Source organism: Rhizobium sp. B21/90 (assembly GCF_019355815.1).
In the GTDB taxonomy this organism is placed as follows: domain Bacteria; phylum Pseudomonadota; class Alphaproteobacteria; order Rhizobiales; family Rhizobiaceae; genus Rhizobium; species Rhizobium rhododendri.
The window spans coordinates 1,809,698-1,835,817 of sequence record NZ_CP072162.1 but is presented as its reverse complement, the minus strand read 5'-3'; the positions used below and the strand labels follow the sequence as shown (position 1 = coordinate 1,835,817).

Sequence of the window (26,120 nt, the reverse complement as noted above, 5' to 3'; positions counted from 1 at the left end):
CTTGTAACTCACTTCACACCGTAGAACGAGGAGAAGGTCTTCAGATCCTGGTCGGTATTCTTGACAGCCGCTGCGGCATCGAGCGGCAGCACCTTGATCGTGCTGCGCGCCGGAAAGCCCTCTGGCATGGCAACCCCGTTGCGCGCCGGAATATAGCCGAGCTTGACGAAACCCGCCTGCCCCTTCTCGGACAGCACATAGTCGACGAACGCCTTGGCAGCATCCGCGTGCTTGGCCGTCGACAGGATCGCAACCGGCTCGGTGACGGCGGACACGCCTTCGGTCGGGAAGACGAAGGCGAGCGGTGCGCCCTTGGCCTTCTCGCGGATCGGCATGTAGTCGACGATCATGCCATAGGCCTTTTCGCCTGAAGCCACCGACTTCAGCACCTGGCCGTTGCCGCCCGATGCAATCGCCCCGTTGGCAGCGAGGCTCTTGTAGAAATCCCAGCCGAGGCTCGGCACACCCGCCAGCGTCTGCGCATGGATCAGCGCTGCACCTGATGTCAGGGGGCTCGGCATGACCACGAGGCCCTTGGCTTCCGGTTTGGCCAGGTCTTGCCAGCTGGTCGGCTTCATGGCGGCGGCAGTGTTGTAGACGATGCCGGTCGTGATCAGCTTGGTCGAATAATAGTAACCGCCTGCGTCATAGAGCGACGCATCGTAGTTCACGGCTTCCGGAGACTTGTAGGCCATCAGCTTGCCAGCTTCCTTGAGCCGCTCGAGCGTCACGGTGTCGGCGATCAGAAGCACGTCGGCAACGGGATTGCCAGCGACCATCTCGGCCTGAAGCTTGGCCATGATCTTCGGTGTGCCATCACGCACCCAGTCGACCTTGATCGACGGGTTCGCGGCCATGAAGCCATCGACGGTCGCCTGCGCATCTTCGTTCGGCTGGCTGGTGTAGAGCACAAGATCGGCAGCGGAGGCCGGCAATGCGGCAAGGCTCGCGGCAAACAGCGCGGCGGCGGTAGCGATCGTCTTCATGGCTCGGTCCTCATTGGTTTGCACTTCCCATAGGGACGGCGTTTTACAGATGTGTGACAGGTCGGCGTGCAATCAATGGCATTTTGCAACGGTCGCGTGCTCAACCGATGGGGAACTGCATCCAACAGGCACAACAACGCCGGAGGCGCCCGGCAGACGAACTGTGCGGCTCCGGAGATAGAGGGATTTCAGAATGGCCCACGGCCGGACAAAACGTCTGCCTTGAGCAAGCGCACCCACTAGGCCGCCTTGGAGACGATCTCTTGCGCAATCAGGTCCGCCAGGCGGTGAATGCCCTCTTCGATCTGCTGGTCGTCGGCGCGGGAAAAACTCATCCGGAATGTATTGGCGCCGGATCCATCCGCAAAGAACGCCTGCCCCGGCACGAATGCGACCTTGGCCGTCTGTAGCGATTTTGCAAGCAGCGTCGCTCCATCCATGCCCTCCGGCAGGGTGACCCAGATGAACATGCCGCCTTCAGGCTTCGTCCAGTGGGTCCCGGCCGGCATGTACTTGGCAAGGGCTGCCAGCATGCAGTCCCGGCGGCGCCTGTAGACCGTTCCGATCCTGGCAACCTGAGCCGGGAAACCATGCTCGACGACCTTGTGAATGGCCATCTGGTTGATGGTCGAAGAGTGAAGATCCGCCGCCTGCTTCATCAGCACCAGCTTGCGGATTACCTGAGCGTTGGCAACGACGTATCCGACGCGCAGACCCGGTGCCATCGTCTTGGAAAAACTGCCGCAATAGATCGTCCGCGTTGCTTCGATATCGCCCTTGCGGGAAATCTCCAGGGCAAGGATCGGCGGGATCGGGTTGCCGTCGTAGCGCAGCGACTGGTAGGCGGCATCTTCGACGATAGCGATATCGAGATCGTCGGCGAGGTCGATGAGCTTTTCGCGCGCCTCGAGGTCGATCGTCTCACCGGTCGGATTGGCAAAATCCGGAGACAGATAGGCAAACTTCACCCGCCCACCGGCCTTCTCCGCAGCAGCGCGATAGGAACCCGGCGTGCGGTTGCCGTTCGGCGTCAACCGGTCGTAAGTCGGCTCGTAGGCGTTAAAGGCCTGCAGCGCGCCGAGATAGGTCGGCGCCGTGACGAGAGCCGTATCATCGGGAGACAGCATCAGCTTGCCCAGATAATCGAGCGCCTGCTGCGACCCGGAGACGATGAATACGTTGTCGAGGCCGCAGGCAACGCCGAGCCCGGCCATCTGCTGCACGAGCCACACACGCAGCGGCTTGTAGCCCTCGCTGACCGAATATTGCAGCGCTGCATCGACAGTCGCACCGTCGAAGATGTCGGCGTAGGCCTGCTTGAACGCATCCTTCGGAAACAACTCCGGATCGGGGATCCCGCCCGCGAACGAGATGATATCCGGCCGATCCAGCAGCTTCAATAATTCGCGGATTTCAGAGGCGCGCATCCGGCTCGAGCGCGTCGCAAAGATCGTTTCCCAATTCAACATGGGGCTTCCTCGTAATTTTGTGTCTTTCGGGAAGCTAACCACGCAACAAAAGATAAGTCAATAATGCTGACCTATTTTGCCAATAGGCAGTGACGATTTTGATGATGAATAGGAAGCGAACGATCGGTCCATACAGTTGGAAACGTCAATTCCCCCGACGTTGCTGGTGTGTTATTCTTACTGGATAGACATCGATCAAGAGATGGTAAGATGGCAACCGCAACCCTATCGTCCAAATTCCAGATTTCGATCCCGAAAGAGGTCCGAGATCAGCAAGACTGGTCTGCGGGTCAGGAGTTCGTTTTCATCCCGAAGGGCAATGCGGTGCTGATTATGCCAGTGCCGACACTCGAAAGCCTCAGGGGGATTGCGGCTGGAGGAAATCCTGAGAACTATCGCGACCGCGACGATCGTCTCTGATGCGCGTGGTCGATAGCTCGGCATGGATCGAATGGTTGCTCGACAGCGCGACTGGTCAACGCTTGGCCGATGAAATGCCCGAACGCGACAAGTGCGTCGTGCCCACCATCGTCCAGCTCGAGCTATCCAAGTGGCTGAGCCGCGAAAAGGGTGAAGAAGCCGTCGATCAGTTTTTCGCGTTTACAGCCACATGCATCATCGCGCCACTAGATACGGCGATAGCACGACTGGCAGCGGAGACGGCAACGCGCCACAAACTGTCGATCGCCGATGCAATCATCCACGCAACTGCTGAAACTTACGATGCAGACATTCTGACCTGCGATGCGCATTTCAAAGGTCTGGCTTGGGCAGCCTACGTCGAGAAGATCAGCTAGCGTAACCCGAAACTTCGCTCTACCCACCATACGGAAAAGGCCGAGGCTTTCGCCCCGGCCTCCTTGTCTCACATAATATCACGAAAGGCTTAGTTGACGGCCTTGTCGACCAGCTTGTTCTTGCCGATCCAAGGCATCATGCCGCGCAGCTTGGCGCCGACTTCCTCGATCTGGTGATTGTCGTTCATGCGACGGATGCCCTTGAAGCGCGAGCCGCCGGCACGGTATTCCTGCATCCAGTCCGAGGTGAACTTGCCGGTCTGGATGTCGGTCAGAACGCGCTTCATTTCAGCCTTTGTTTCGGCCGTGATGATGCGTGGGCCGGTGACGTATTCGCCCCATTCCGCCGTGTTCGAGATCGAGTAGTTCATGTTGGCGATGCCGCCTTCATAGATCAGGTCGACGATCAGCTTCACTTCGTGCAGGCATTCGAAATAGGCCATTTCCGGTGCGTAGCCGGCTTCGGTCAGCGTTTCGAAACCGGCGCGGATCAGTTCGACCAGGCCGCCGCAGAGGACGACCTGCTCGCCGAACAGGTCGGTTTCGCATTCTTCGCGGAAGTTGGTTTCGATGATGCCCGAACGACCGCCGCCGACGCCGCAGGCGTAGGAGAGCGCCAGTTCAAGCGCGTTGCCGGAAGCGTTCTGGTGAACGGCCACGAGGCAAGGCACACCGCCGCCCTTCTGGTATTCGCCACGAACCGTGTGGCCGGGGCCCTTCGGTGCGATCATGACGATGTCAAGCGACGCCTTCGGCTCGATAAGGCCAAAATGGATATTCAGGCCGTGGGCAAAAGCGATGGCGGCGCCGTCACGGATGTTGGCTTCGATGTCGGCCTTCCAGATATCGGCCTGCAACTCGTCCGGGGTCGCCATCATCAACAGGTCGCCCCACTTGGCGGCGTCTGCGACGGTCATGACCTTGAAGCCATCGGCTTCGGCCTTCTTGATCGTCTGCGAACCGGCCTTGAGCGCGATGACCACATTGGCGGCGCCGCTGTCCTTGAGGTTCAGCGCATGGGCGCGACCCTGGGACCCGTAGCCGACGATGACTACGTTCTTGGCCTTGATGAGATTGAGATCGGCATCACGATCGTAATAGACGCGCATTTGATTTTTCCTTCCCTTGCTTGTCGATTTTGGTTTGATCCATCAGACGGATGCGGCTGCATCCGCCGAAACTTTTTCCGTGCCATAGAGCCTGAGGAAAGCACTGACCGCCCTCTCCGCCTGCTGGGCACCATCCTTGATGCTGCGTTCGCCGAGCAGCATGCGAACGTGCAGGTCGGAGACAACGAGGCCATAGAGCGTATGGTAGGCCTCGTTGGCATCGTCGAAGCGCAACAGCCCCGCCCGCTTGCCGGCATCGATCAGGCCGCTGGCACGTCGGTCGATCTGTCGACGTCCGCGCTCGAGCAGCAGCTTCCCAAGCTTCGAGCCATCGCGGTTCGACTGGCCGATCGCCAACCTGTTCAGTGCCAGCGATACGTCGCCGGCCAGCACTTCCAGGAGGTCGCGGGCAAAGATCACCAGATGATCGTGCAGGCTCGTCGCCGTCAGCCGTTCGCCGTTGCGCTCGAAGGTACGGACCTTGCTCGCCTGGTGGGCAATCATCGCAGACAGCAACCCGTCGCGGTCGCCGAACCACTTGTAGAGACTTTCCTTGGAGCAATTGGCGGCGCGCGCCACGCCGGATGTCGTCAGCGCCTTTTCGCCACCGTCCACCAGCAATCGCAGCGCCTGCTCCAGAACGGCGTTCTGACGTGGCGAAAACTCCGATGTCTGCAGTGCGTCGCTCGGCACAATGACCACTCCCACTTGCGTACCGTACGGTACGGTTCGCAGCCTTATGCCGCAGCTGGCTCAAGGCGTCAAGCGACTTTGGGCAGAGAGCCGAAGAAATTTCCGTGAGCGCCGAGACGTGCGGCCAGCTGCTGCGCGAGCCCTATTCGGCGGCGATGGGCGCGCGCATGCCTTCGACGTCGCGCAGCGGCGACAGGCCGTAGAGACGGCTGTATTCGCGGCTGAACTGCGACGGGCTCTGGTAACCGACGCGGTGGCCGGCGGTGCCGACATCGAGCCGCTCGATCAGCATCAGCCGCCGGGCCTCGTGCAGCCGCAACTGCTTCTGGTACTGCACCGGCGTCATCGCTGTGATTGCCTTGAAATGATGGTGAAAGGAGGAAACGCTCATGTTGACGTGCTCGGCCAACTCCTCGATGCGGAGCGGACGAGCGAAATTCTCTCTGAGCCAGGCAACGGCGCGGGCGATGCGGTGGCCGTGATTGTCGGCGACAGCGATGTTGATGAGTTGTCCACCCGCTGGTCCCGTCAGGATGCGGTAGAGGATCTCCTGCTCGAGCAGCGGCGCCATCGCCGGGATGTCGCTCGGATTATCGAGCAAGCGGAGCAGCCGCACGGCAGCATCGAGCAATTCGGGCGTCGCGATGTTGACCATCATTCCGCGCTGGCCCGCAGCAGGTTCGGCTGGCCGCTGGATATCCGTCCGGCTGAGCAGATCGAGCAGTTTCTCGGGGCTGATGGCAAGCGTTATGCAGAAGTGCGGGACTTCCGGACTGGCCTCGACGACGCGCCAGGCGACAGGGAGATCGAGCGACGTCAGGAGGTAGTCGCCGGCGCCGTAATTAATGGTGTCGGTTCCGAGCTGCAGGCTTTTCGCCCCTTGGATAACCATCGCGAAGCACGGCCGATAGCTGGCGTGGCAGGGTGCGCTCGGCATCGAGCGACGGCTTATCCCGAGCCCTTCGATCGCTGTCTTGAACTCTCCTTCGCCGGGCGCAAACCGGGCGGCGATCGATGCGATTTCATGATGGGGATTGAACATCAGTGTCATCAAGGCACTCTTAATCGGGGGTGCAGGGGGAGCAAGCTACCGTTCCTATGTAGGCGAAATCCCTAGCCCGGCAAATAGGCGGCGTTCACACTTTTGCAGGATCGGGCAAAAACCTGAGAGGATCGCTCTAACGCCGGTGACAGGAAACGCGGCATAAGGGATCATCACCTTGCAGCCCCCAAAGAAGGAATATCCCATGCCAATCGCAAAAGGCTACGCCGCAACGGACGCGTCCAAACCCCTCACCCCTTTCACATTCGAACGGCGCGAGCCGAATGCCGACGACGTCGTCATCGACATCAAGTTTGCCGGCATCTGCCACTCCGACATCCACACCGTTCGCAACGAGTGGAAGAACGCCGTATACCCGATCGTTCCCGGCCATGAGATTGCCGGCATCGTGTCCGCCGTCGGCGCCAACGTCACCAAGTTCAAGGTCGGCGACCACGTTGGCGTCGGCTGCTTCGTCGACAGCTGCGTCGGCTGCGCCAACCGGGATGTAGACAACGAGCAGTACATGCCCGGTCTCGTGCAGACCTACAACAGCGTCGAAGCCGACGGCAAGACGCCCACCCAGGGCGGCTATTCGGACTCGATCGTCGTCAAGGAAGGCTATGTCCTCTCGATCCCGGAAAATCTTCCGCTCGACGGCGCCGCCCCCCTGCTCTGCGCCGGCATCACGCTCTACTCGCCGCTGCACCACTGGAAGGCCGGTCCCGGCAAGAAGGTTGCCATCGTCGGCATGGGCGGTCTCGGCCACATGGGCGTGAAGATCGGCGCCGCCATGGGTGCCGATATCACGGTGCTCTCGCAGGGCCTTTCGAAGAAGGAAGACGGACTGCGGCTCGGCGCCAAGGAATACTACGCCACGTCGGATGCCGAAACCTTCACCAAGCTGGCCGGCACCTTCGACCTGATCATCTGCACGGCCGGTGTCGCGATCGACTGGAACGCCTATCTCGGCTTGCTCAAGGTCAATGGCTCGATGGTCATCGTCGGCGCGCCTGAACATGCAATCCCGGTTCATGCCTTCTCGCTGATCCCGGGCCGCAAGAGCCTGTCGGGCTCGATGATCGGCTCGATCAAGGAAACGCAGGAAATGCTCGACTTCTGCGGCAAGCACAACATCGTCTCGGAAATCGAGAAGATCAACATCCAGGACGTCAACGAAGCCTATGAACGCGTTCTGAAGAGCGACGTGCGTTACCGCTTCGTCATCGATATCGCTTCGCTCGCAGCGTAAGTCGAAATCATCCTGAAGACATCAAGGGCGGCCCTCGCGGGTCGCCCTTTTGCGTGACCTCAATCCTCGCGCGGCGTTTCTTTCTGCGTGATCAGCCGTGCGCTGTGCTGACGGCTGAGATAGATCCACAACCAGCTCCAGGCAACGCTGAGCCTCGACCGCGTGCCGATAAGGAAATAGATGTGGGCAAGCCCCCATATCCACCAGGCGAGACCGCCCTTCATTTTGATCCATCCAAAATCGATGATCGCCGCGCCCTTGCCAATGGTGGCGAGGTTTCCCTGGTGGTGGTAGCGGAAGGTATCCGGCACGGTCTTGCCGGAAAGCCGCGCCTCAATCACCCTGGCGACGAATGCACCCTGCTGCTTGGCGGCGGGCGCAACACCGGGCACCGGCGCCCCGTCTTCGCGCAGAACCGACGCCGTGTCGCCGATCACGAAGATTGCGTCGTCGCCGGGTACCGTCAGGTTCTTTTCGACAACGACCCGGCCTGCGCGGTCTGCCGGCACATCGAGCCAGGCCGCCGCGGGCGACGCCTGCACACCGGCTGCCCAGACGATCGTTCGGCACGGAATGAAGCTGTCGCCGACAACGACACCGTCGGCCGTGCAGGACGTCACGGCCTTGCCGGTGCGGATCTCGACGCCGCTGCTCTGCAGCTTGCTGTGGGCGTAGGCCGACAGGTCATCGACGAAGGCCGAGAGAATGTGCGGCCCGGCCTCGACGAGAACGACCTTGGTCTTCGTGGTATCGATGCGGCGGAACTCCTTCGGAAGGGTATCGTGCGCCAGTTCGGCGATGATGCCTGCAAGTTCGACACCGGTCGGTCCGGCACCGACGATGACGAAGGTCAGCAGCGCCTCGCGGATCGCCGCGTCTTCTTCCATCTCGGCCCGCTCGAAGGCCAAAAGCAGGCGGCGGCGGATGGTCGTGGCATCCTCGAGCGTCTTCAGGCCGGGTGCGACCGGCTCCCATTCGTCATGACCGAAATAGGCGTGCGTGGCACCAGTCGCCAGCACCAGCGTATCGTAGCCAACGATTTCGCCGTTGGTAAGCGCCACGGTCTTTGCCTGCCTGTCGATGCCCTCGACTTCGGCCAGCAGCGTCGTGACATCGGGCCGCTCGCGATAAAGGCTGCGGATCGGCCAGGCGATCTCGGAGGTCGACAGCAGTGTCGTTGCGACCTGATAGAGTAACGGCTGGAAGAGGTGGTGATTGCGCCGATCGATCAGCGTGATGCGGACAGGCGCCCGCGTGAGGTCGTTGACGATCTGCAATCCCGCAAAACCGCCGCCGACCACGACGACATGATGTTCCTGCATGACGATCCTTTCCTGTGCTCCCCCTCCTCACGTGAGCCTGTTCTCGACGGACATCAACCGCCGTTTACGCATGGCTCCGTTGCACATCCTCAGATCCGCCAGCCGACGACCAGAGCTACCTTCCCGGAAGAACAGCAATTGCGGGCTAATCCTCCACGCTAATGTCGACACCAACGTCCGCGTGCATTAAGCGTTGGGAAGCCGACGCCTGCAGTGGCGACTGGGGGAACACAGTATTGACCGTGTCGAAAAAAGATAATCCGGCTGCTGAGAAGACACTGGCCCAGCATATCCTGCCGACATCCGGCACCATGGTCGGTATCTGCACCACGCTGATCGGACTGGTGAAGGTTGTCGAGGGCCGCATCGGGCCAAGCCGGGTCGACGAGTACGCAGGCTGCGCCTCGCTTCTCTTCCTCGTCAGCGCCATCACGTCCTATTTGTCGATCCGCTTTGCCAACCGGCTGAAGCTCAGCAGGACACTCGAGACGGTCGCCGACCAATGCTTCTTGTTCGGCCTGTTCGGCATCACTCTCATCGGCTTGTTGTTCGCCTATGAGGCGATCTGAGCACCCGCCTATACCGCATACCCAACGGGGATTGCCATTCCGCTTTTGAGTTCCTCCATCGAGATGGAAGCCGCTACGTCGAACAGTTCGACCCGGCGGACGATGGTCTTGTAGATCACGTCGTAATGCTCGACGCTCGGCAGCACGATCTTGAGGATATAGTCGTGGTTGCCCGTCAGCCGGTGCGCCTCGACGATCTCCGGTATGTCGGTGATAGCCCTCTTGAAGCGCTCGATCCATTCGTCGGCGTGATGGGCGGTCTTGATCAGCGCGTAGACGGTGGTGGGCACGCCCATTTTGCGGCGGTCGAGCACGACGATCCGCCGGGCGATATGACCGCTGTCCTCCAGTCGCTGGATCCGGCGCGAACAGGCGGATACCGACAGAGCCACGGCATCGGCCAAGGCCGTGACCGATATTCCGGCATCGCCTTGCAAGATATCGAGCAATTTCCGGTCCCGTTCGTCCAGCATCAGCGTCCCTCCTCACTACCACGCGATAAATTTGCACGAAGAAGACATATCGCACAATCTTATTACGTTATTTTTGTAAATCGAACGAAAAATGCAAATCACGCGCGGATGTTTCGAACGACAATGGTGGCAACGGAATCACAAGCGGAGACAAATTCTATGCGCACCATTGGCCTGATCGGCGGCATGAGCTTCGAAAGTTCGGCGGTCTACTACCGTCTCGTCAACGAGATGGTCCGCGATGCACATGGCGGCCTGACCTCTGCCGAGGTTCTGATGCATTCGGTCAATTTCGCCGATATCGTCGCCTTGCAGAAGGCCGGTCGCTGGACCGACGCCTCCAGACGACTCGGGGACGTCGCAGCCGGCCTGGAGCGCGCCGGTGCCGACTGCGTGCTGATCTGCACCAACACCATGCATCTGATTGCTGAGGAAGTGGCAGCCCGCATCTCCGTCCCGCTGGTCCACATCATCGATGAAACCGCAAGCGCGCTCAAGGCAGCCGGTCGCAGGAGGCCGCTGTTGCTTGCCACCCGCTACACCATGGAACACGGGTTCTATGCCGACCGCATGGCCGAACTCGGCGTCTCCGTGATCGTGCCTGACGCCGATGACCGCACGGCGGTGCACGACATCATCTTCGACGAACTCTGTGCCGGCAAAGTCCGCGATGAATCGCGTGTTAAACTGCTGGAGATCGTCGAACGGGCGAAGGCTGGCGGTGCGGACAGCGTCATCCTTGGCTGCACCGAGATTTGCCTCATTCTCGATGCTGAAAAATTGCCGCTGCCCGGTTTCGACAGCACGACGATCCACGCACGGGCAGCCGTAGATTTCGCCTTGGCGCCGCTGGCCAATATCGACGCCGAAGCTGCCTGAAAACACCTGGAAACGCTGGATCCGGCGCGCGCCTCAGGCGCCGGATTCGTCGAACCTGCGGCGGGCATCCCGGACGTTGTCGTGGTTGGCCTCCGCCCAGTTCAGCAAGTGCGACAGCGGCTCATAGAGCGAGCGTCCAAGATCGGTCATCCGGTATTCGACACTCGGCGGCTTTGTCGGAAAGACCTCGCGTTCAACATAACCGTCGCGCTGCAGGTCGCGCAGCGTCTGGGTGAGCATCCGTTGCGAGATATCAGGCACGGCGCGCTTTAGTTCGCCAAAGCGATAGGGACGCTGCGACAGCGCATCGACGAGCAGCGTCGACCATTTTCCATGGATTTGCTGCATCACGTCCCGGATGGGGCAATTGCTCGGATCGAGTTTGGCGACGTCGAACACCCGACCATTCCCGGCCATGTCCTTGTTGCGCAGATTGACGACGGTGCCGCTCATGGCAGTTCCCTTTTGGTAACCTATGGCAGAAAAACTGCCTCCTTTACAGAACTCTCTCAATTCCTATTGTAGCGCAAGTCTCTTTTTGAGACTGCAACGCCGGTCGTTGAGCCGGTTGCAAGGAACAGAGGAAAACCCCATGACCCTTCTCGTCACCGGCGCTGCCGGCAAGCTCGGCCAGAGCGTCGTCCATCACCTGCTCGAAACCTACAAGGTCGCTCCCGGCGATATCGTCGCCGCGACCCGCAGCCCGGAAAAGCTCGGCACACTTGCAGCCAAGGGCGTCGTCACCCGCAAGGCGGATTTCGACGATGCGGCAGGCCTCGTCTCGGCCTTTACGGGCGTCGACCGCCTGCTGATCATCAGCACGGATTCGCTCGACACTCCCGGCAAGCGCCTGGCTCAGCACAAGGCTGCCATCGAGGCTGCCAAGGCCGCCGGCGTCAAGCACATCCTCTACACCTCGATGCCAAACCCTGACAAATCGCTGGTGACCTTCGCCCCCGATCATCTCGGCACCGAGAATGCCATCAAGGCCAGCGGTATCGGCTACACCATCCTGCGCGACGCCTGGTACCTGGATAATTTCATGATGTCCCTGCCGCACAATCTGCAGGGCGGAAAGTGGTACACCGCGACATCAGGCGGCAAGGCGCCCTACATTTCCCGCGAAGACTGCGCGCTGGCCATTGCCGCAGCCCTTGCTTCCAGCGATACGGAAAGCAAGACCTACACGCTGACAGGCTCTACTTCCTATTCGATCAAGGATGTCGCCTCGACGGTCTCTGCTGTCACGGGTCGCCCGCTAGAGGTCATTGACGTCACCGACGAACAGCTTGCCGCCGGTATGGCCGGCGCCGGCCTGCCGCCATTCCTGGTCGACATGCTGGCATCTGCCGACGCAAACATACGCGCCGGAAACTTCGACAGCCTGACCGCCGATTTCACGACACTGACCGGCAAGGTTCCGCAGACGCTGAGAAGTTTCTTTGAAGAACGAAAGACTGAATTGGCGGCGTAAGCCCAAGGCCGCTAACCCAATCTCCCCCATCCGGGGGCGATTGGGCGACGGTGGCCTAAACTATCTGCCCGCACGCCCGGCGAAACCGGCGAACGGTCTCCGCCATGCCGAACTCCAGCGCATCGGCAGTGAGTGCATGACCGATCGATGCCTCGGCAAGCTGCGGGATACGCTTGATCAGGTCCGGCAGGTTGGCGACCGTCAGATCGTGACCGGCATTGACGCCCATCCCCAGCGCGATGGCCGCATCGGCTGTCTTGCCAAGACCCGCAAGCACGGCAGCCGCCCGCTCCGGCGAATTATGACATCCACCGTATGGACCGGTATACAGCTCGATCCGGTCGGCACCGACAGTCTTGGCAATCGCTACTACCTCGGGATCGCCGTCGCCGTCGGCAAACAGCGAGACGCGGCAGCCCAGCTTCTTGTAGGGCCCGATCACATCGGCCAGAAACGCTTGGTGCTTGCGGAAATCCCAGCCATGGTCCGACGTCGCCTGCGACGGATGATCCGGCACCAGCGTCACCTGCTCCGGCTCGACACCGGCACAGAGATCGAAGAATTCTGGCGTCGGATAGCCCTCGATATTGAATTCCGCCTCAGGGAATTCGTCGTCGATCAGCGCGCGAATGACTGGGAGGTCCGAAAATCGCACATGTCGCTGATCCGGACGCGGATGCACCGTCAATCCGCTGGCGCCGGCTTGGAGCACGATCCGCCCGAGCGCCTCGAGGCTCGGCCAGGGAAGGTCCCGGCGGTTGCGAAGCATGGCGATGGCATTGACATTCACGGAGAGCTTGGTGGGCATCGTCGATATCCAGTTCACGAGCAACGTGCCTGCGCTTTTAATCCGATCGCCCCGTCAACGCCAATGACATTCGCATGTGCAAGCCATGCAAAAGATTGATGCAACCGGCAGACCTCAGCGAACGATGGTCAGCGTCTCTGCGGCACGGGTGATCGCCGTGTAGAGCCAGCGTTCGCGCGTGTCGCGAAAGGCCCAGCTCTCGTCGAACAGGACGACCTTGTTCCACTGCGAGCCCTGTGCCTTGTGCACCGTTAAGGCATAACCGAAGTCGAACTCGTCATAGCGTTTGCGGGTGGTCCACGGGATTTCACCCTGGACATCCTCGAAGGCCGTCTTCAGCACCTTGATCTTGGCCGCACCGCGATCCATGTCGTCGTCTTCAGGACGGATCAGAAGGTTGATGCCGGGCTTGGTGGTCTCTTTGGACGAGGTCATGACCTGCCAGAGCGAGCCGTTCAGCAGCCCCTTAGCCGGATCGTTACGCAGGCAGACGAGCTTGTCGCCAGACTGCGGATATTCTGTATTGAAGCCCTTCAGCTCGCGAAGGCGCTGGTTGTAGCGCTTGCGTGTCTTGTTGGTGCCGACGAGCACCTGATCGGCCTCGAGCACCAGCGGCTGCGTAACCTCGCCCTTGGAGATGACCTGCACGGTCCCGTAATCGCCGTGCATGATCTCCTTGCCTTCGCGCACCTGCATGGCGAGCTGGATGATCGGGTTGTCGCGAGCCTGGCGGTGGATATCGGTCAGCAGGTAGTCCGGCTCTTCATTGGTGAAAAACCCACCCCCGGTGATCGGCGGAAGCTGGCCCGGATCGCCGAGCACAAGGATCGGCGTGCCGAAACTCATCAGATCCTTGCCGAGCGCCTCGTCGACCATCGAGCACTCGTCGACGACGATCAGCGCAGCCTTCGACACCGGGCTCTGCCGGTTGACGGTAAACATCGGCGTCATCGAGCTTTTGCCGGTTTCCTCATCCTCGACGGACTCCTCGCCGCGCGGACGATAGATCAGCGAATGGATGGTCCGGGCATTGGTGGCGCCGCGCGACCGCAGCACCTGGGCAGCCTTGCCGGTGAAGGCGGCAAACAGCACCTCCCCATCGACATTCTCGGCGAAATGGCGGGCAAGCGTCGTCTTGCCGGTTCCGGCATAGCCGAACAGGCGAAAAAGCGGCGACCGCCCGTCCTTCAGCCATTTGGAAACGGCCTTAAGCGCTTCATCTTGTTGTGGCGCAAATTGCATCGCCGGACTTGGCAGGATTCGCCCTTTGGAGGCAACCGGAAAAATCTGCGGATACCGGGAATAAGAGGCAGACCTACCCTCACCCACCCCCCAACGCAGGTGAGCCTCCCCAACGCTGCCTTACTTCAGCATCGGCCAGAGGCTGAGCACGAGCAGAACCGCCATTGTAATATTGAAGCACTTCAGCCGCACCGGCACCGCCAGCCACTCGCGCAGCGCCGATCCGAAGCCGGCCCAGGTGGAGACCGTCGGGATATTGACTGCGGCAAAGACCAGTCCGACGATCGTCACGCTGACAAAATATCGGTCCGCATCGGTGTAGGCAGCCATCGCGGTGACGGCCATGACCCAGGCCTTCGGATTGATCCACTGGAAGGCAGCGGCTGCGAAAAACGACATCGGCCGGGCGCCGCCTTCCCTTTCACCGAGGCTGCGCGACGAGCCGATCTTCCAGGCAATCCAAAGCAGATAGGCCCCGCCTGCGAATTTCAGGGCGGTGTATAACACCGGGACCGTATGCAAGATGGCGCCAAGCCCAAGACCGACGCTCAAAAGCAGCGACAGAAAGCCGACACCTATGCCGAACATATGCGGGATCGTGCGCCGAAAGCCGAAATTTACCCCCGATGCGAACAGCATCATGTTGTTCGGCCCGGCGTGATCGACGTGGTGAAGGCAAATAGAAGCAGGGCCAGCAACGTATCAGGCGGCATCATCGTATCCCCGGCATGTCGCGTTTCCATCGCCCTGTGCAGTACACGGAATGTCCGTCCTCTAAGACGCGTGCATCCGATATGCACACAATCCTCGTGATGTACGAGATGACAAATGTGACGGTGACAAAATAGCATCGGGCAGCGCGTCCGTGGCTGACACCGACGACCGGGGTCACGACAGTGTGACCTTTAAAACTGTAGTGCGGAGCATACATCACTGGGAGACAAGAAGCGTACTCTGTGAACCTCTTCCATGAACGATACGAAAGACGACAGCCATGAGCGATGCCATCCCGTCGATTAGCTTTCCTTCCGGCATCAGCGTTCCAGCCCTTGGCCAGGGCACCTGGAACATGGGCGACGATGCCTCCGGGGCGAAGACGGAGATCGAAAGCCTCCAGGTCGGCATCGACCTCGGAATGACGATGATCGACACTGCCGAGATGTATGGCGAAGGCGCCTCTGAACGGCTTGTCGGCAAGGCGATCAAAGGTCGTCGCGACGAGGTTTTCCTTGTCAGCAAGGTTTATCCCCACAATGCCAACAGCCAGGGCACCGTCGAGGCATGCGAGCGCAGCCTGCAACGATTGGGAACCGACCGACTCGACCTCTACCTGCTGCACTGGCGCGGCAGCTACCCACTGGCACAGACAGTCGACGCCTTCGAGCGGCTGAAGGCTGCCGGCAAGATCCGCGCCTGGGGCGTGTCGAATTTCGATGTCAATGACATGGAGGAACTGTTGCGGGTGCCGTCGGGCCGAAACGTCGCCACAAACCAGGTGCTCTACAATCTCGGCCGGCGTGGAGTAGAATTCGACCTGCTGCCGTGGTGCCACGACCGAAATATCCCGGTGATGGCCTATTCGCCTATCGAGCAAGGCCGGCTGACGCGCCACCCGACGCTCGTCCAGCTTGCCAAGGCCTATCAGGCTACGCCTGCCCAGGTCGCACTTGCCTTCGTCCTCAGGCGCGACGGCGTCATCGCGATTCCGAAGACGTCCCAGCCGGCGCGCACCAGGGAAAACCGGCAGGCAGTGTCGCTCGACATTTCGAATGAGGACTGGGCAGCCATAGACGCCGCCTTTCCGCCTCCGCAGAGGAAAACACCGCTGGAGATGCTCTGATCTCCAGCGGCGCCACATAAAAGCAGCTTACATACCCTGCGGGCCGCGGTTCATTGCCGCGATGCCCGTGCGGCAGACCTCGACCAGGCCGAGCGGCCGCATGATGGCGACGAACTGGTCGATCTTCGACGACTTGCCGGTGATCTCCAGAATGAAATGTTCGACGGTGGCATCGACCACCTTGGCGTGGAAAGCGTCGGCCAGCCTCAGCGTCTCGGCCCGCGTCTCGCCGGTACCGGTGATCTTGATCAGGGCCACTTCGCGCTCGATCGGCCGTTCCTGGCCGAGTTCGCGGGCCCGTACCGTCAGGTCGACAACCCGGTGAACGGGGATGATACGCTCCAGCTGCGCCTTGATCTGCTCCAGCACCGGTGGCGTCCCGCGGGTCACGATGGTGATGCGTGACAGATGCGCCTGATGTTCGGTTTCCGACACGGTCAGGCTCTCGATGTTATAGCCGCGCCCGGAAAATAGGCCGATGACGCGAGCAAGCGTGCCCGGCTCGTTATCGACCAGAACCGAAAGCGTGTGGTTCTCGGCCGTCGCAGTTTCCGGCGAAATGAAATAGGCGGAGCCGGTCGGTTGAAGGTGTGCATTCATGATCTTGGGTCCGTTTCCTCAGATATTTGTTCAACGCCATGCATGATTGGAGGCGCGTCCACCGCGCCTCCGCGTCGCGATCAAACCAGCGCGCGCCCCTTGGCGTCGATGGCGTTGGCGACGGCCTCGTCGGTGGCTTCGTCCGGCAGCAGCATCTCGTTGTGTGCCTTGCCCGACGGGATCATCGGGAAGCAGTTGGCGAGATTGGCAACGCGGCAGTCGACGATGACGGGACGCCTGACGTCGATCATTTCCTGGATCGTCGCATCGAGATCGCCGGGTTTTTCGACGCGCAGGCCGACGCCGCCATAAGCATCCGCCAGCTTGACGAAGTCAGGCATTGCCTCGGTGTAGGAGTTCGACAGGCGGTTACCATGCAGCAGTTGCTGCCACTGGCGAACCATGCCCATGTACTGGTTGTTGAGGATGAAGATCTTGATCGGTGCATCGTGCTGCACCGCCGCCGACATCTCCTGGATACACATCTGGATCGAGGCATCGCCGGCGATGTCGATGACCAGCGCCTCCGGATGGGCGATCTGGACGCCAAGCGCTGCCGGCAGTCCGTAGCCCATGGTGCCGAGGCCGCCTGAAGTCATCCAGCGGTTCGGCTCCTCGAAGCCATAGAACTGGGCCGCCCACATCTGATGCTGGCCGACTTCGGTCGTGATGTAGGTGTCGCGATGCTTCGTCAGCTCATAGAGCCGCTGGATCGCGTATTGTGGCATGATGACATCGTCGCTCATCTTGTAGGCGAAGGAATTGCGCGCCCGCCAGCGGTTGATGTCGTCCCACCACTCGGAGAGCTGGCCGGGCTCCTGCTTCTTGGGCAGGGCACGCCACAGGCGGATCATGTCTTCGAGGACATTGCCGACGTCGCCGACGATGCCGATGTCGACATGCACCGTCTTGTTGATCGAAGACGGATCGATATCGATGTGGATCTTCTTCGAATTCGGCGCAAAGGCGTTCAGGCGACCGGTGATGCGGTCGTCGAAACGGGCACCGATGCAGACCATGACGTCACAGTCGTGCATCGCCATGTTGGCCTCGTAGGAGCCATGCATGCCGAGCATTTTCAGCCAGTTCTTGCCGGAAGCTGGATACGAGCCGAGACCCATCAGCGTCGATGTGATGGGGAAATTGGTCAGCTCGACCAGCTCGCGCAGCAACCTGGAGGCTTCCGGGCCTGCATTGACGACGCCGCCGCCGGAATAGATGACGGGACGGCGGGCAGTCGCCATCAGTTCGATGGCCTGCTTGACGCGGTTGATGTCGCCCTGGACCTGTGGCTGGTAGCTCTTCTGGACGGCATGGGCTTCAGGCGGCGTATAAGTGCCGGTGGCGAACTGAACGTCCTTGGGGATGTCGACGACGACGGGGCCCGGACGGCCGGTCTGGGCGATCCGAAAGGCTTCGTGGATGACGGCCGCGAGCTTGTTGACGTCCTTGACCAGCCAGTTGTGCTTGGTGCAAGGCCGGGTAATGCCGACCGTGTCGCATTCCTGGAAAGCATCGGAGCCGATCAGCGTCGTCGGAACCTGGCCGGTCAGGCAGACGAGCGGGATCGAATCCATCAGCGCATCCTGCAGCGGCGTGACAGCGTTGGTGGCGCCGGGGCCGGAGGTCACCAGCATGACGCCGACTTTGCCGGTCGAGCGCGCATAGCCCTCGGCTGCGTGTCCGGCGCCCTGCTCGTGGCGGACGAGGATGTGCTTGATATCGTCCTGCTGGAAGATCTCGTCGTAGATCGGCAGGATTGCGCCGCCCGGATAGCCGAAAATATGCTCGACGCCATTGTCCTTGAGCGCCCGCAGGACGATTTCTGCGCCGGTCATCCTGTTATCGCTGATCTGCTTGTCTGTGCCCGTCATTGTCAAGTTCCGTTGCCTGCTTGAGTATTCTGGAAGCGCGACGCCCGATTTCGGGCATAAAAAAAGGCTCCTTCGGGAGCCTGTTGTCTAGCGCATGGGTGGCTATCGCCGGATGGTTACACCATCCTGCCCATGCGCTGTCCCACCACAATAAGAGTTGTCGCTATGTTCATGACCGGAATTGATAGACAGAAAATTTCGTAGCGTCAACGCTTTGGGCAATAAAAAGTCAATGCACCAAAGGTCAGCTGAAAAAACAAGCACTTCGACAGGACTTTGTTAAGCGGATAACCCTATGCTCGGCCGATATCAGGAGCACCCGGTTGCTAAACAACGATTTGCAGACGTCAGGCAAAGCGGGCGAACATGACCGCCGCGACAACCTCACCCCCGGGAACCGCTTTCTTGGCCGCGTCGTCGCATGCAGCGGAGCTCGTGTCACGATCGCCGCAACCGCAGAGGCGGGCGGCACCGATCTCACAGAACTTTGGTCCGTTGGCCGCCTGATCTCCATCAGCGTCGAAGGAAACCGCGTCGCCGCGCTGGTCTACTCCATGGACACCGGCAACATGGCCTGGGGTGAAGGTGAGGACAACCAGTTCCGCATCGAAGCCGAGTTGCTGGGCGAAGTGCGCGTCGATGCCGATGGCCGCGAAGAATTCTCCTCCGGCATTTCCCGCTATCCTCATCTTGGCGCCGTCGCCCATCGTATGCGCGCTCGCGACCTGATGCGCATCTATGACGCCGGCCAGGAAAGCAGCTGCGTCATCGGCAAGTTGACGCAGGACGAAACGATCGACGCCGCCATCCACATACCCTCCATGCTCTCGAAGCACTTCGCCGTTGTCGGCTCGACCGGCGTCGGCAAATCGACGGCGGTATCGCTGCTGCTGCACAAGGCGATTGCGTCCGATCCGAAATTGCGGGTGCTGATCCTCGACCCCCACAACGAATTTGCCGCCGCTTTTCCCGACCATTCCGTCGTCGTCGATACCGATACGCTCGACCTGCCCTTCTGGCTGATGCGGCTGGAGGAGTTTGCCGAGGTCATCTTCCGGGGCCGCCCGCCCGTGGCTGAAGAACTCGATATGCTGCGCGATATCATTCCGGATGCGAAGCGCGCCTTTCGGGGCAACGATTCGACGCTGATGCGTCGCCAGACCGAAAAAAGCTCGATGACGGCAGACACGCCCGTTCCTTACCGGATGGCCGATCTTCTCGCGCTGATCGACGAGCGCATTGGCAAGCTCGAGGGACGGCAGGAGAAGCCGCATCTTCGCTCGCTGAAAATCCGCGTCATCTCGGCGATCAACGATCCGCGCTATCACTTCATGTTCTCCAACAACACGATCAGCGACACGATCATGGAGACCATCGCGGAAATCTTCCGGATCCCGGGCGACGACCGGCCAATCTGCACGTTTCAATTGTCGGGAATTCCCTCTGAAGTCGTCAATTCCGTCGCCTCGGTCCTCTGCCGCATGGCATTCGAAATCGCGCTCTGGAGCGAGGGTGGCATTCACATGCTGGTTGTCTGCGAAGAAGCCCATCGCTACATTCCAGCCGATCCCAATCTCGGTTTTGTGCCCACCCGGCAGGCCATATCGCGGATAGCCAAGGAAGGGCGCAAATATGGCGTTTCCCTCGGCATCATCACGCAGCGCCCCGGCGAACTCGACCAGACCATCCTGTCGCAGTGCTCGACGCTGTTTGCTATGCGCCTTGCCAACGACCGCGACCAGGAGATCATCCGCTCCGCCATTCCGAACTCGTCCATCTCCACCACCAGCTTTCTGTCGTCGATCGGCAATGGCGAGGCTATCGCTTTCGGCGAGGCGATTGCCGTGCCGATGCGCATGCGCTTTACCAGGGTGGCGGACAATCTCATTCCGAAAGCCAACGGCCTTGCCGAACGGGCCGACGACGTGACCCCGGACACGGTCGATTTGCGCAATATCGTCAGCCGCATGCGCTCGATCTCCGGACCGGACATATCGGCGTTTCAGCAGGCCTATTCGACAGGCAGCAGCAGGAGCGGCGAAGACGAGATCGAGCCGGAAGCAGCCTCGGTGCGCCACCTGTCCGAGGAAACGCCGCGCCCCCTGCCTTTGGGTCCCGTATCGGTCGAGGCCTACAGGCCCGACATGCTGCCTCGCCCCGGCGAGCCTGCCGCCGGCCTCGCCATGCCTCCGCAGACCTCGATCGACAGCAAGCTTGCCGAATTGCGCCGCGAATACAGGCGCGATGATGCCAGCCGGGGAAACCCTACGCAGGACACCGGCGCATCTCCGCGCCGCGATCAGGCTTCGTCGATGCGTGACAGTCTTATCAGGAAGCCGCTGGGGTCGCTGTTCAGCAGGGATTAACGCCCTCCGATTTCAGCCGATCCGCTCCCAGCTTTCATCCATCTGGTTGCGAAACCATGTCATCTGCCGCTTCGCATATTGCCGGGTCGCGGCCGAACCGAGTTCGATGACCTCCTCGCGCCCGATTTCGCCGCGTAACATCGCAGCAATCTGCGAGACGCCGATAGCCTTCATGACGGGCTGCTGCGGCGAAAGGCCGAGCGCCAGCAGATCGGCTACCTCTTTCTCCGCACCATCAGCAAGCATCGCCTCGAACCGGCGGTCGATGCGCGCGTGCAGCAGCTGCCGCTCGGGCATTACGACGATCTTGCGGGCGCGGGCGGGGTCGATGATGACGGGTCCGGCAAGCCCCTGTAGCGCGGCAAGCGACTGCCCTGTTGCCTGTTTTACTTCGAGCGCCCTGACGATGCGCTGCCCGTCCTGCGGCTTGAGGGTAGCCGCCATCGCCGGGTCGCGCTGCGCCAGTTCGCGGTAGAGCGGTTCCGCCCCCTCATCGATCAGCCGCTGGCGCAGACCCTCACGGAGTTCGGCCGGGATTTCCGGCATAGGAGAAAGTCCGCCTGTCAAAGCCTTGAAATAGAGCCCGGTTCCGCCGACGATGACCGGCATGCGGCGCTCTTGGCGGAGTTCTGCCAAAAGCTCCGAAATCTGCCTCAGCCACATCCCGGTCGAATAGGCATCCCTCGCCGGGACGTGACCGTAAAGATGGTGGGGAATGCCCTTCGTATCCTCGATGGACGGGCGCGCGGTGAGGATCCGCAGCGTGTCGTAGACCTGCATGCTGTCGGCATTGATCACCACGCCGTCGTGCAGGCTGGCAAGCTCCACGGCCATGCCGGACTTGCCGCTGGCGGTCGGCCCGGTTATCAGGATCGCGTCGATGTCGTTCACAGGGTTTCCCATCATGGCCTTCGTTGCCACGCTTATTGCCAATCCGTCAAACCCCGTTCTTGTCTCCCGCCTCGCGGAGCAGGCGGCCGATGCGGTGAAAGCATCGGGACTGTACTGGCTGGCGGATGGCATAGCCTGCGACATCGCCCTCCGGGACGGCACCAACCTGCAGGCGGCCGAGACAAGCCTCAGGACCGTACTAGGCAGCGCACCCATCGATCTCGTCATCCAGGATGCCGAGACCCGACGCAAGAAGCTGCTGGTGGCCGACATGGATTCAACGATGATCGCCCAGGAATGCATCGACGAGCTGGCAGCCGAAGTCGGCCTCAAGGATCAGGTCGCGGCCATCACCGCGCAGGCCATGAACGGCGAGATCGACTTCGAACCCGCCCTGCGCGCCCGCGTCGCGCTGCTGAAGGGATTGCCGATCTCGGTCGTCGACGAAGTGATCGCCAGGCGCATCACCCTGACACCAGGAGGCCCGCAACTGATCGCCACCATGAAGGCGAAGGGCTTCTATACCGCGCTCGTCTCGGGCGGCTTTACGGTCTTCACCAGCCGCATCGGCGCCACTCTCGGCTTTAATGAAGACCGCGCCAACGTGCTGCTGGAAGACAATGGCGTGCTCACCGGCTTCGTCGCCGAGCCGATCCTCGGCAGGCAGGCGAAGGTCGATGCCCTCACCGAAATCGCGGCCACCCTCGGCATCTCCACCGAGGCCGCGATTGCGGTCGGCGACGGAGCCAACGATCTCGGCATGCTGGAGCTCGCCGGCTCCGGCGTCGCCCTGCATGCAAAACCCGCCGTCGCGGCTGAAGCAAAAATGCGCATAGACCACGCCGACCTCACCGCGCTCCTCTATATCCAGGGCTACCGCAAAACGGATTTTGTCGACGCCTGAATCGCCAAACGCATTTCGAGACTTAAAGAGACGGATGGAACTTTGGCCATGATCATTCTCGAAACCGACCGCCTGATCATTCGCAACTGGCGCGAACCCGACCGTGATCTTTTCTTCGAGATCAACTCCGACGAGACGGTCATGAAGTTCTTTCCCTTCCGCCGGGATCGGGCGAGCGCGGATGCTTTCTTCGACCATCTGAAGACCCTGATTGCGGAAACAGGCCTCGGCTTCTATGCGCTCGAAAGCAAGGCGACCGGCGAAACGATCGGTTTTTGCGGCCTTGCCCGCACCGACCTAGAACCGTTCATTCCGCTCGGAACGGTCGAAATCGGCTGGCGTCTGCCGGTGCGGTTCTGGGGACAGGGTTTCATCAGCGAGGCGGCAACTGCCCTGCTCCGTCACGGCTTCGAGACCCTACACCTCGACGAGGTCGTCTCCTTCGCCGTCCATAACAACCACCGCTCGACCGCAGTCATGCGACGCATCGGCATGCACCGGGATATGAACGGCGACTTCGATCATCGCCGCGTCCCAGACAGCAGGCCGGAGCTGAAACGTACCGTGCTCTACCGGCTGACGGCGGACCAATGGCGCGACGCGGGGAGTGCGGCCTAAGCCCTACTCCAGCGGCACGGCAATGAAGCGCAGGTCGCCGTTGGGCGCCGCGATCATCATCTGCGCGTTACGACGGCCTTCCTTTTTCAGGGACGTGACCTTGGCCGCGATCGAGCCCGGAGTCTTCATGAACTCCTGCGCCACCTCGACGATCACGTCGCCGGGCTTCAGGCCCTTTTCGAGGGCCGGCGATCCCGGCGCCACCTGCATCACGACGACACCGTCGACGCTGTCTGCAATACCGAAGGTCTTGCGGTTGTCCGCGTTGAGGCCGGCCAGTTGTATACCGAGCACGGTCTGGACTGTATCGGCGTTCGGAGCCGGTGCGGCGTCGCCCTGGTCTTCCTGATCGTCCATCCCGTCGTCATCGCCAGCGCCGTCGCCATCGGGGTTAATGACGCCATTGCCATTGGAGCCGCCGGGCGCCGCATCCGGCGCAGCCGCTTTGTCGTCGGCAGCAGCGGCAGTGTCGTCAAGCTTGCCAAGCGTCACCTTGACCGTCTGCTGCTTGCCGGCACGCATCACCACGACATCGACGGCCTTGCCGACCGGGCTTTCGGCGACGACGCGCGGCAGGTCGCGCATTTCGTTGACGGCTTTACCGTCGAAATTGAGAATGACGTCGCCCGCAAGGATCGAGCCGTTGTCGACCGGGCCGCCCTTGATGACACCCGCCACCAGAGCGCCCTTGGCGGACGGCAGTCCGAGGCTCTCCGACACATCGTCGGTCACAGGCTGGATACGCACCCCCAACCAGCCGCGACGCGTCTCTCCAAAATCCATCAACTGCTTGACGACACCCTCGGCGATTTCGGACGGCACGGAGAAGCCGATGCCGATGGAACCGCCGCTCGGAGAGATGATCGCCGTGTTGATGCCGATCACTTCGCCGCGCATGTTGAACAGCGGGCCGCCGGAATTGCCCTTGTTGATCGCGGCGTCCGTCTGGATGAAATTGTCGTAGGGGCCTGCATTGATGTTGCGGCCCCGCGCCGAAACAATACCGACCGTCACCGAGCCGCCAAGACCAAAGGGATTGCCGACGGCCATCACCCAGTCGCCGATGCGCATCTGGCTGGAATCACCGAAGTGAACCGACTTCAACGGCTGCTTCGGCTCGACCTTGAGGACGGAAAGATCGGTCTTGGTGTCGGTGCCGACAAGCTTTGCCTTCAGCTTGGTGCCATCCGGAAAGATCACCTCGATATCGTCGGCGCCTTCGATCACGTGGTTGTTGGTGACGACATAGCCTTTCGGATCGATGACGAAGCCGGAGCCTAGGGAACTGACCTTGTGATTGTTGCTCTGCCCGGGCTTATCCTTGAAGAAGTCGTTGAACAGATCCTGGAAAGGCGACCCGTCCGGCATCTTCGGCGTCGACACGTTGCCCTCGCCCTTGACCTTCTGCGAGGTCGAGATGTTGACGACCGCATCAAGCAACCCGGCTGCGAGATCGGCAACCGAGGCAGGTCCTGCCATCTGTGGGCGGGGAGCGGCAGGCGCCGCAGATCCTGCCGGTGGCACCGGCAACGGACCTGACGGCGTCGGCGGGGTCGTGGCGTTCGGCGGCGCGGGAGTGGCCGGCATGGTGCCCGGCACGCCCGAGAGGACATTCGTCGTGCCTTCCGCATAAGCCCGTTCGAAGCCATTGAAGGTGGAGCCGGCGACAAGGGCCGCGCCAGCCATCAGGGCAAGCGAACGTCGAAGGGTCGGGCAAGCGGTCGAAGCCATCAGGCATCCTCATCAAAGGGTCAGGTCGTTTATTACAGCATCAGCATAGGGCGGAATGATGAAGGGTGGAATCGCCTTTTTCGCTAATCCCCGCCCGTGATGACAAAGGCCGGAGACAGCGGGCGCTTGCCGGTGGTCGGCGGGCACAAAAAAATCGGGCCATCCTAGGGATGGCCCGACATGATTGCGATCTTGAGTGCGAGACAGCGTCAGTTGACGGCTGGCGCTCCCGGCAGGGCGAGAGGCGCGCTGGCCGACGGCGCGGCCAGGGCGGGTGCGCCTGGCTGCGGTGCAGGCGGCGTGCCGTTCGGGTTTTGGAAATACCGGAAGAAATCCGATGTCGGCGACAACACCATCGTCGTCGTCCCCGAGCCCAGCGCTGTCGTGTAGGCGGCCATCGACCGGTAGAACTGGAAGAAGGCAGGATCGCGCGAGAAGGCATCGGCAAAGATCCGTGCCCGCTCGGCTTCGCCCTGACCGCGCAGGACTTCCGAATCCTTGCTGGCTTCGGCAACGATCTCGACGACCTGGCGGTCGGCGACAGCCCGGCGACGCTGGCCCTCTTCGGTGCCTTCGGCGCGCAGCAGTTCTGCTTCCGCCAGGCGCTCTGCGCGCATGCGGTCGTAAGTCTTCTGCGACACGTCCTGCGTCAGGTCGGTGCGCCGGATGCGGACGTCATCGATCTGGAGACCGAGCGTTTCCGCATCCTTGTGCAGGTCGTTGCGAACTTCGAGCATCATCGATACGCGCTCGTCCGAAAGAGCGGCATCAAATTCGCGCAGACCGTAGACCCGACGCAGCGAGGCGTCGAAGCGGGTACGAAGCTGCGATTCGGCTGCCGTGCGGTCGCCCGACACGGTTTCGCGGAACTTGCGGGCATCGGCGATGCGGTAGACCACGAAGGCATCGACATCGAAGGTGGCGCCGCCCTTAACCTGGACGCGGATGTTGTCCAGATCGAAGCGCAAGGCCTGCTTGGAGACATACTGGACGCGGTCGGCGTCAGCAAAGGCGAAAGGCAGCTTGAAATAGATGCCTGGCTCGGACTTCACCGACTGGATCTGGCCGAAGCGGACCAGAACGGCCTGCTCGCGGGCGTTGACGACGAACACCGACGAATAGACGATGAACAGGAGGACGACGAGGGCGATGACGATCGCCGGAAGACGACTGGAGGACAT

General features: G+C 61.3%; 25 protein-coding genes and 1 pseudogene. 10 read left to right on the top strand and 16 right to left on the bottom strand.

Annotation, left to right across the window (positions count from 1 at the left end; genetic code table 11):
- Positions 1–8: 8 nt before the first annotated feature.
- Both J5278_RS08720 and J5278_RS08715 read right to left on the bottom strand, forming a co-directional pair.
- Positions 9–986, bottom strand: coding sequence for an ABC transporter substrate-binding protein (locus tag J5278_RS08720; protein ID WP_209184009.1), 978 nt, complete (start codon positions 984–986; stop codon positions 9–11).
- 239 nt (positions 987–1,225) lie between these two features.
- On the bottom strand, positions 1,226–2,455 hold the full coding sequence (locus tag J5278_RS08715; protein ID WP_209184010.1) for a PLP-dependent aminotransferase family protein: 1,230 nt from the start codon (positions 2,453–2,455) through the stop codon (positions 1,226–1,228).
- Between the two features lie 210 nt (positions 2,456–2,665).
- On the opposite strand from J5278_RS08715, the gene J5278_RS08710 reads away from it, so the two are divergent.
- Positions 2,666–2,875: an AbrB/MazE/SpoVT family DNA-binding domain-containing protein gene (locus J5278_RS08710; RefSeq protein WP_111222917.1), complete on the top strand. Its 210-nt coding sequence runs from the start codon at positions 2,666–2,668 to the stop codon at positions 2,873–2,875.
- Positions 2,875–3,252, top strand: coding sequence for a type II toxin-antitoxin system VapC family toxin (locus tag J5278_RS08705; RefSeq protein ID WP_209184012.1), 378 nt, complete (start codon positions 2,875–2,877; stop codon positions 3,250–3,252). The genes J5278_RS08710 and J5278_RS08705 overlap by 1 nt, the downstream gene beginning before the upstream one ends.
- 89 nt (positions 3,253–3,341) lie before the next feature.
- Here J5278_RS08705 and ilvC read toward each other — a convergent pair whose 3' ends face one another.
- The 3 genes from ilvC to J5278_RS08690 form a co-directional block, all read right to left on the bottom strand.
- Entirely contained in the window at positions 3,342–4,361 is a 1,020-nt protein-coding gene (ilvC, locus tag J5278_RS08700) for a ketol-acid reductoisomerase (RefSeq protein WP_111222915.1), read from the bottom strand.
- Positions 4,362–4,403: 42 nt separating this feature from the next.
- Positions 4,404–5,069 (bottom strand): TetR/AcrR family transcriptional regulator C-terminal domain-containing protein, encoded by a 666-nt coding sequence (locus J5278_RS08695; protein WP_374108265.1) that lies wholly within the window; start codon positions 5,067–5,069, stop codon positions 4,404–4,406.
- 127 nt (positions 5,070–5,196) lie between these two features.
- On the bottom strand, positions 5,197–6,105 hold the full coding sequence (locus J5278_RS08690) for an AraC family transcriptional regulator (RefSeq protein WP_111222914.1): 909 nt from the start codon (positions 6,103–6,105) through the stop codon (positions 5,197–5,199).
- Between the two features lie 196 nt (positions 6,106–6,301).
- Between J5278_RS08690 and J5278_RS08685 the strand changes: the two genes are divergently transcribed.
- Positions 6,302–7,348, top strand: coding sequence for an NAD(P)-dependent alcohol dehydrogenase (locus J5278_RS08685; protein ID WP_209184014.1), 1,047 nt, complete (start codon positions 6,302–6,304; stop codon positions 7,346–7,348).
- A 59-nt stretch (positions 7,349–7,407) separates the two neighbouring features.
- On the opposite strand, the gene J5278_RS08680 is transcribed toward J5278_RS08685, so the two are convergent.
- Complete coding sequence (locus J5278_RS08680) at positions 7,408–8,670, bottom strand: NAD(P)/FAD-dependent oxidoreductase (RefSeq protein WP_209184015.1); 1,263 nt, start codon at positions 8,668–8,670, stop codon at positions 7,408–7,410.
- Between the two features lie 236 nt (positions 8,671–8,906).
- On the opposite strand from J5278_RS08680, the gene J5278_RS08675 reads away from it, so the two are divergent.
- Positions 8,907–9,239, top strand: coding sequence for a hypothetical protein (locus J5278_RS08675; RefSeq protein ID WP_111222911.1), 333 nt, complete (start codon positions 8,907–8,909; stop codon positions 9,237–9,239).
- Between the two features lie 8 nt (positions 9,240–9,247).
- Here the strand turns inward: J5278_RS08675 and J5278_RS08670 are convergent, their stop codons facing one another.
- Positions 9,248–9,712: an Lrp/AsnC family transcriptional regulator gene (locus tag J5278_RS08670; RefSeq protein ID WP_209184016.1), complete on the bottom strand. Its 465-nt coding sequence runs from the start codon at positions 9,710–9,712 to the stop codon at positions 9,248–9,250.
- A 159-nt stretch (positions 9,713–9,871) separates the two neighbouring features.
- Here J5278_RS08670 and J5278_RS08665 point away from each other — a divergent pair, with 159 nt between their 5' ends.
- Positions 9,872–10,591, top strand: a complete 720-nt coding sequence (locus tag J5278_RS08665; protein ID WP_209184017.1) for an aspartate/glutamate racemase family protein — start codon at positions 9,872–9,874, stop codon at positions 10,589–10,591.
- 33 nt (positions 10,592–10,624) lie between these two features.
- Here J5278_RS08665 and J5278_RS08660 read toward each other — a convergent pair whose 3' ends face one another.
- A complete protein-coding gene (locus tag J5278_RS08660; RefSeq protein ID WP_209184018.1) occupies positions 10,625–11,044 on the bottom strand; it encodes a helix-turn-helix domain-containing protein in 420 nt (139 codons plus the stop codon).
- 139 nt (positions 11,045–11,183) lie between these two features.
- On the opposite strand from J5278_RS08660, the gene J5278_RS08655 reads away from it, so the two are divergent.
- Positions 11,184–12,065, top strand: coding sequence for an SDR family oxidoreductase (locus tag J5278_RS08655; RefSeq protein ID WP_209184019.1), 882 nt, complete (start codon positions 11,184–11,186; stop codon positions 12,063–12,065).
- 55 nt (positions 12,066–12,120) lie between these two features.
- Here the strand turns inward: J5278_RS08655 and J5278_RS08650 are convergent, their stop codons facing one another.
- From J5278_RS08650 to J5278_RS08640, 3 genes and pseudogenes are all read right to left on the bottom strand, one after another.
- Positions 12,121–12,873: a pyridoxine 5'-phosphate synthase gene (locus J5278_RS08650; protein WP_209184020.1), complete on the bottom strand. Its 753-nt coding sequence runs from the start codon at positions 12,871–12,873 to the stop codon at positions 12,121–12,123.
- Positions 12,874–12,987: 114 nt separating this feature from the next.
- The gene (locus J5278_RS08645; RefSeq protein WP_111222907.1) at positions 12,988–14,115 is read right to left on the bottom strand and encodes an ATP-dependent RecD-like DNA helicase; all 1,128 of its coding nucleotides are present in this window, start codon (positions 14,113–14,115) and stop codon (positions 12,988–12,990) included.
- A 120-nt stretch (positions 14,116–14,235) separates the two neighbouring features.
- Positions 14,236–14,828 (bottom strand): annotated as a pseudogene (locus J5278_RS08640) (LysE family translocator).
- Between the two features lie 281 nt (positions 14,829–15,109).
- Between J5278_RS08640 and J5278_RS08635 the strand changes: the two are divergent.
- Positions 15,110–15,955: an aldo/keto reductase gene (locus tag J5278_RS08635; protein ID WP_209184021.1), complete on the top strand. Its 846-nt coding sequence runs from the start codon at positions 15,110–15,112 to the stop codon at positions 15,953–15,955.
- A gap of 27 nt (positions 15,956–15,982) precedes the next feature.
- Here J5278_RS08635 and ilvN read toward each other — a convergent pair whose 3' ends face one another.
- Together ilvN and J5278_RS08625 are read right to left on the bottom strand one after the other, a co-directional pair.
- Entirely contained in the window at positions 15,983–16,555 is a 573-nt protein-coding gene (gene ilvN / locus J5278_RS08630; RefSeq protein WP_209184022.1) for an acetolactate synthase small subunit, read from the bottom strand.
- A gap of 80 nt (positions 16,556–16,635) precedes the next feature.
- Positions 16,636–18,429: an acetolactate synthase 3 large subunit gene (locus tag J5278_RS08625; RefSeq protein ID WP_209184023.1), complete on the bottom strand. Its 1,794-nt coding sequence runs from the start codon at positions 18,427–18,429 to the stop codon at positions 16,636–16,638.
- Positions 18,430–18,752: 323 nt separating this feature from the next.
- On the opposite strand from J5278_RS08625, the gene J5278_RS08620 reads away from it, so the two are divergent.
- Positions 18,753–20,795: an ATP-binding protein gene (locus J5278_RS08620; protein WP_209184024.1), complete on the top strand. Its 2,043-nt coding sequence runs from the start codon at positions 18,753–18,755 to the stop codon at positions 20,793–20,795.
- 12 nt (positions 20,796–20,807) lie between these two features.
- On the opposite strand, the gene miaA is transcribed toward J5278_RS08620, so the two are convergent.
- Entirely contained in the window at positions 20,808–21,701 is an 894-nt protein-coding gene (gene miaA, locus J5278_RS08615; RefSeq protein ID WP_374108264.1) for a tRNA (adenosine(37)-N6)-dimethylallyltransferase MiaA, read from the bottom strand.
- Here miaA and serB point away from each other — a divergent pair.
- The gene (serB, locus tag J5278_RS08610; RefSeq protein ID WP_209184136.1) at positions 21,700–22,590 is read left to right on the top strand and encodes a phosphoserine phosphatase SerB; all 891 of its coding nucleotides are present in this window, start codon (positions 21,700–21,702) and stop codon (positions 22,588–22,590) included. The two genes, miaA and serB, sit on opposite strands and share 2 nt — an antisense overlap.
- Before the next feature lie 48 nt (positions 22,591–22,638).
- Positions 22,639–23,208: a GNAT family N-acetyltransferase gene (locus tag J5278_RS08605; RefSeq protein ID WP_209184026.1), complete on the top strand. Its 570-nt coding sequence runs from the start codon at positions 22,639–22,641 to the stop codon at positions 23,206–23,208.
- 3 nt (positions 23,209–23,211) lie between these two features.
- Here J5278_RS08605 and J5278_RS08600 read toward each other — a convergent pair whose 3' ends face one another.
- Together J5278_RS08600 and hflC are read right to left on the bottom strand one after the other, a co-directional pair.
- Entirely contained in the window at positions 23,212–24,939 is a 1,728-nt protein-coding gene (locus J5278_RS08600) for a Do family serine endopeptidase (protein ID WP_209184027.1), read from the bottom strand.
- Between the two features lie 209 nt (positions 24,940–25,148).
- A complete protein-coding gene (hflC, locus tag J5278_RS08595) occupies positions 25,149–26,120 on the bottom strand; it encodes a protease modulator HflC (protein ID WP_209184028.1) in 972 nt (323 codons plus the stop codon).

What these genes read in the sequence shown, in the direction of transcription:
- J5278_RS08720 (WP_209184009.1), bottom strand. Translation starts at nt 986, where the DNA reads ATGAAGACGATCGCTACCGCCGCCGCGCTGTTTGCCGCGAGCCTTGCC.
- J5278_RS08715 (WP_209184010.1), bottom strand. Translation starts at nt 2,455, where the DNA reads ATGTTGAATTGGGAAACGATCTTTGCGACGCGCTCGAGCCGGATGCGC.
- J5278_RS08710 (WP_111222917.1), top strand. Translation starts at nt 2,666, where the DNA reads ATGGCAACCGCAACCCTATCGTCCAAATTCCAGATTTCGATCCCGAAA.
- J5278_RS08705 (WP_209184012.1), top strand. Translation starts at nt 2,875, where the DNA reads ATGCGCGTGGTCGATAGCTCGGCATGGATCGAATGGTTGCTCGACAGC.
- ilvC (WP_111222915.1), bottom strand. Translation starts at nt 4,361, where the DNA reads ATGCGCGTCTATTACGATCGTGATGCCGATCTCAATCTCATCAAGGCC.
- J5278_RS08690 (WP_111222914.1), bottom strand. Translation starts at nt 6,105, where the DNA reads ATGACACTGATGTTCAATCCCCATCATGAAATCGCATCGATCGCCGCC.
- J5278_RS08685 (WP_209184014.1), top strand. Translation starts at nt 6,302, where the DNA reads ATGCCAATCGCAAAAGGCTACGCCGCAACGGACGCGTCCAAACCCCTC.
- J5278_RS08680 (WP_209184015.1), bottom strand. Translation starts at nt 8,670, where the DNA reads ATGCAGGAACATCATGTCGTCGTGGTCGGCGGCGGTTTTGCGGGATTG.
- J5278_RS08670 (WP_209184016.1), bottom strand. Translation starts at nt 9,712, where the DNA reads ATGCTGGACGAACGGGACCGGAAATTGCTCGATATCTTGCAAGGCGAT.
- J5278_RS08665 (WP_209184017.1), top strand. Translation starts at nt 9,872, where the DNA reads ATGCGCACCATTGGCCTGATCGGCGGCATGAGCTTCGAAAGTTCGGCG.
- J5278_RS08660 (WP_209184018.1), bottom strand. Translation starts at nt 11,044, where the DNA reads ATGAGCGGCACCGTCGTCAATCTGCGCAACAAGGACATGGCCGGGAAT.
- J5278_RS08655 (WP_209184019.1), top strand. Translation starts at nt 11,184, where the DNA reads ATGACCCTTCTCGTCACCGGCGCTGCCGGCAAGCTCGGCCAGAGCGTC.
- J5278_RS08650 (WP_209184020.1), bottom strand. Translation starts at nt 12,873, where the DNA reads ATGCCCACCAAGCTCTCCGTGAATGTCAATGCCATCGCCATGCTTCGC.
- J5278_RS08645 (WP_111222907.1), bottom strand. Translation starts at nt 14,115, where the DNA reads ATGCAATTTGCGCCACAACAAGATGAAGCGCTTAAGGCCGTTTCCAAA.
- J5278_RS08635 (WP_209184021.1), top strand. Translation starts at nt 15,110, where the DNA reads ATGAGCGATGCCATCCCGTCGATTAGCTTTCCTTCCGGCATCAGCGTT.
- ilvN (WP_209184022.1), bottom strand. Translation starts at nt 16,555, where the DNA reads ATGAATGCACACCTTCAACCGACCGGCTCCGCCTATTTCATTTCGCCG.
- J5278_RS08625 (WP_209184023.1), bottom strand. Translation starts at nt 18,429, where the DNA reads ATGACGGGCACAGACAAGCAGATCAGCGATAACAGGATGACCGGCGCA.
- serB (WP_209184136.1), top strand. Translation starts at nt 21,700, where the DNA reads ATGGCCTTCGTTGCCACGCTTATTGCCAATCCGTCAAACCCCGTTCTT.
- miaA (WP_374108264.1), bottom strand. Translation starts at nt 21,701, where the DNA reads ATGATGGGAAACCCTGTGAACGACATCGACGCGATCCTGATAACCGGG.
- J5278_RS08605 (WP_209184026.1), top strand. Translation starts at nt 22,639, where the DNA reads ATGATCATTCTCGAAACCGACCGCCTGATCATTCGCAACTGGCGCGAA.
- J5278_RS08600 (WP_209184027.1), bottom strand. Translation starts at nt 24,939, where the DNA reads ATGGCTTCGACCGCTTGCCCGACCCTTCGACGTTCGCTTGCCCTGATG.
- hflC (WP_209184028.1), bottom strand. Translation starts at nt 26,120, where the DNA reads ATGTCCTCCAGTCGTCTTCCGGCGATCGTCATCGCCCTCGTCGTCCTC.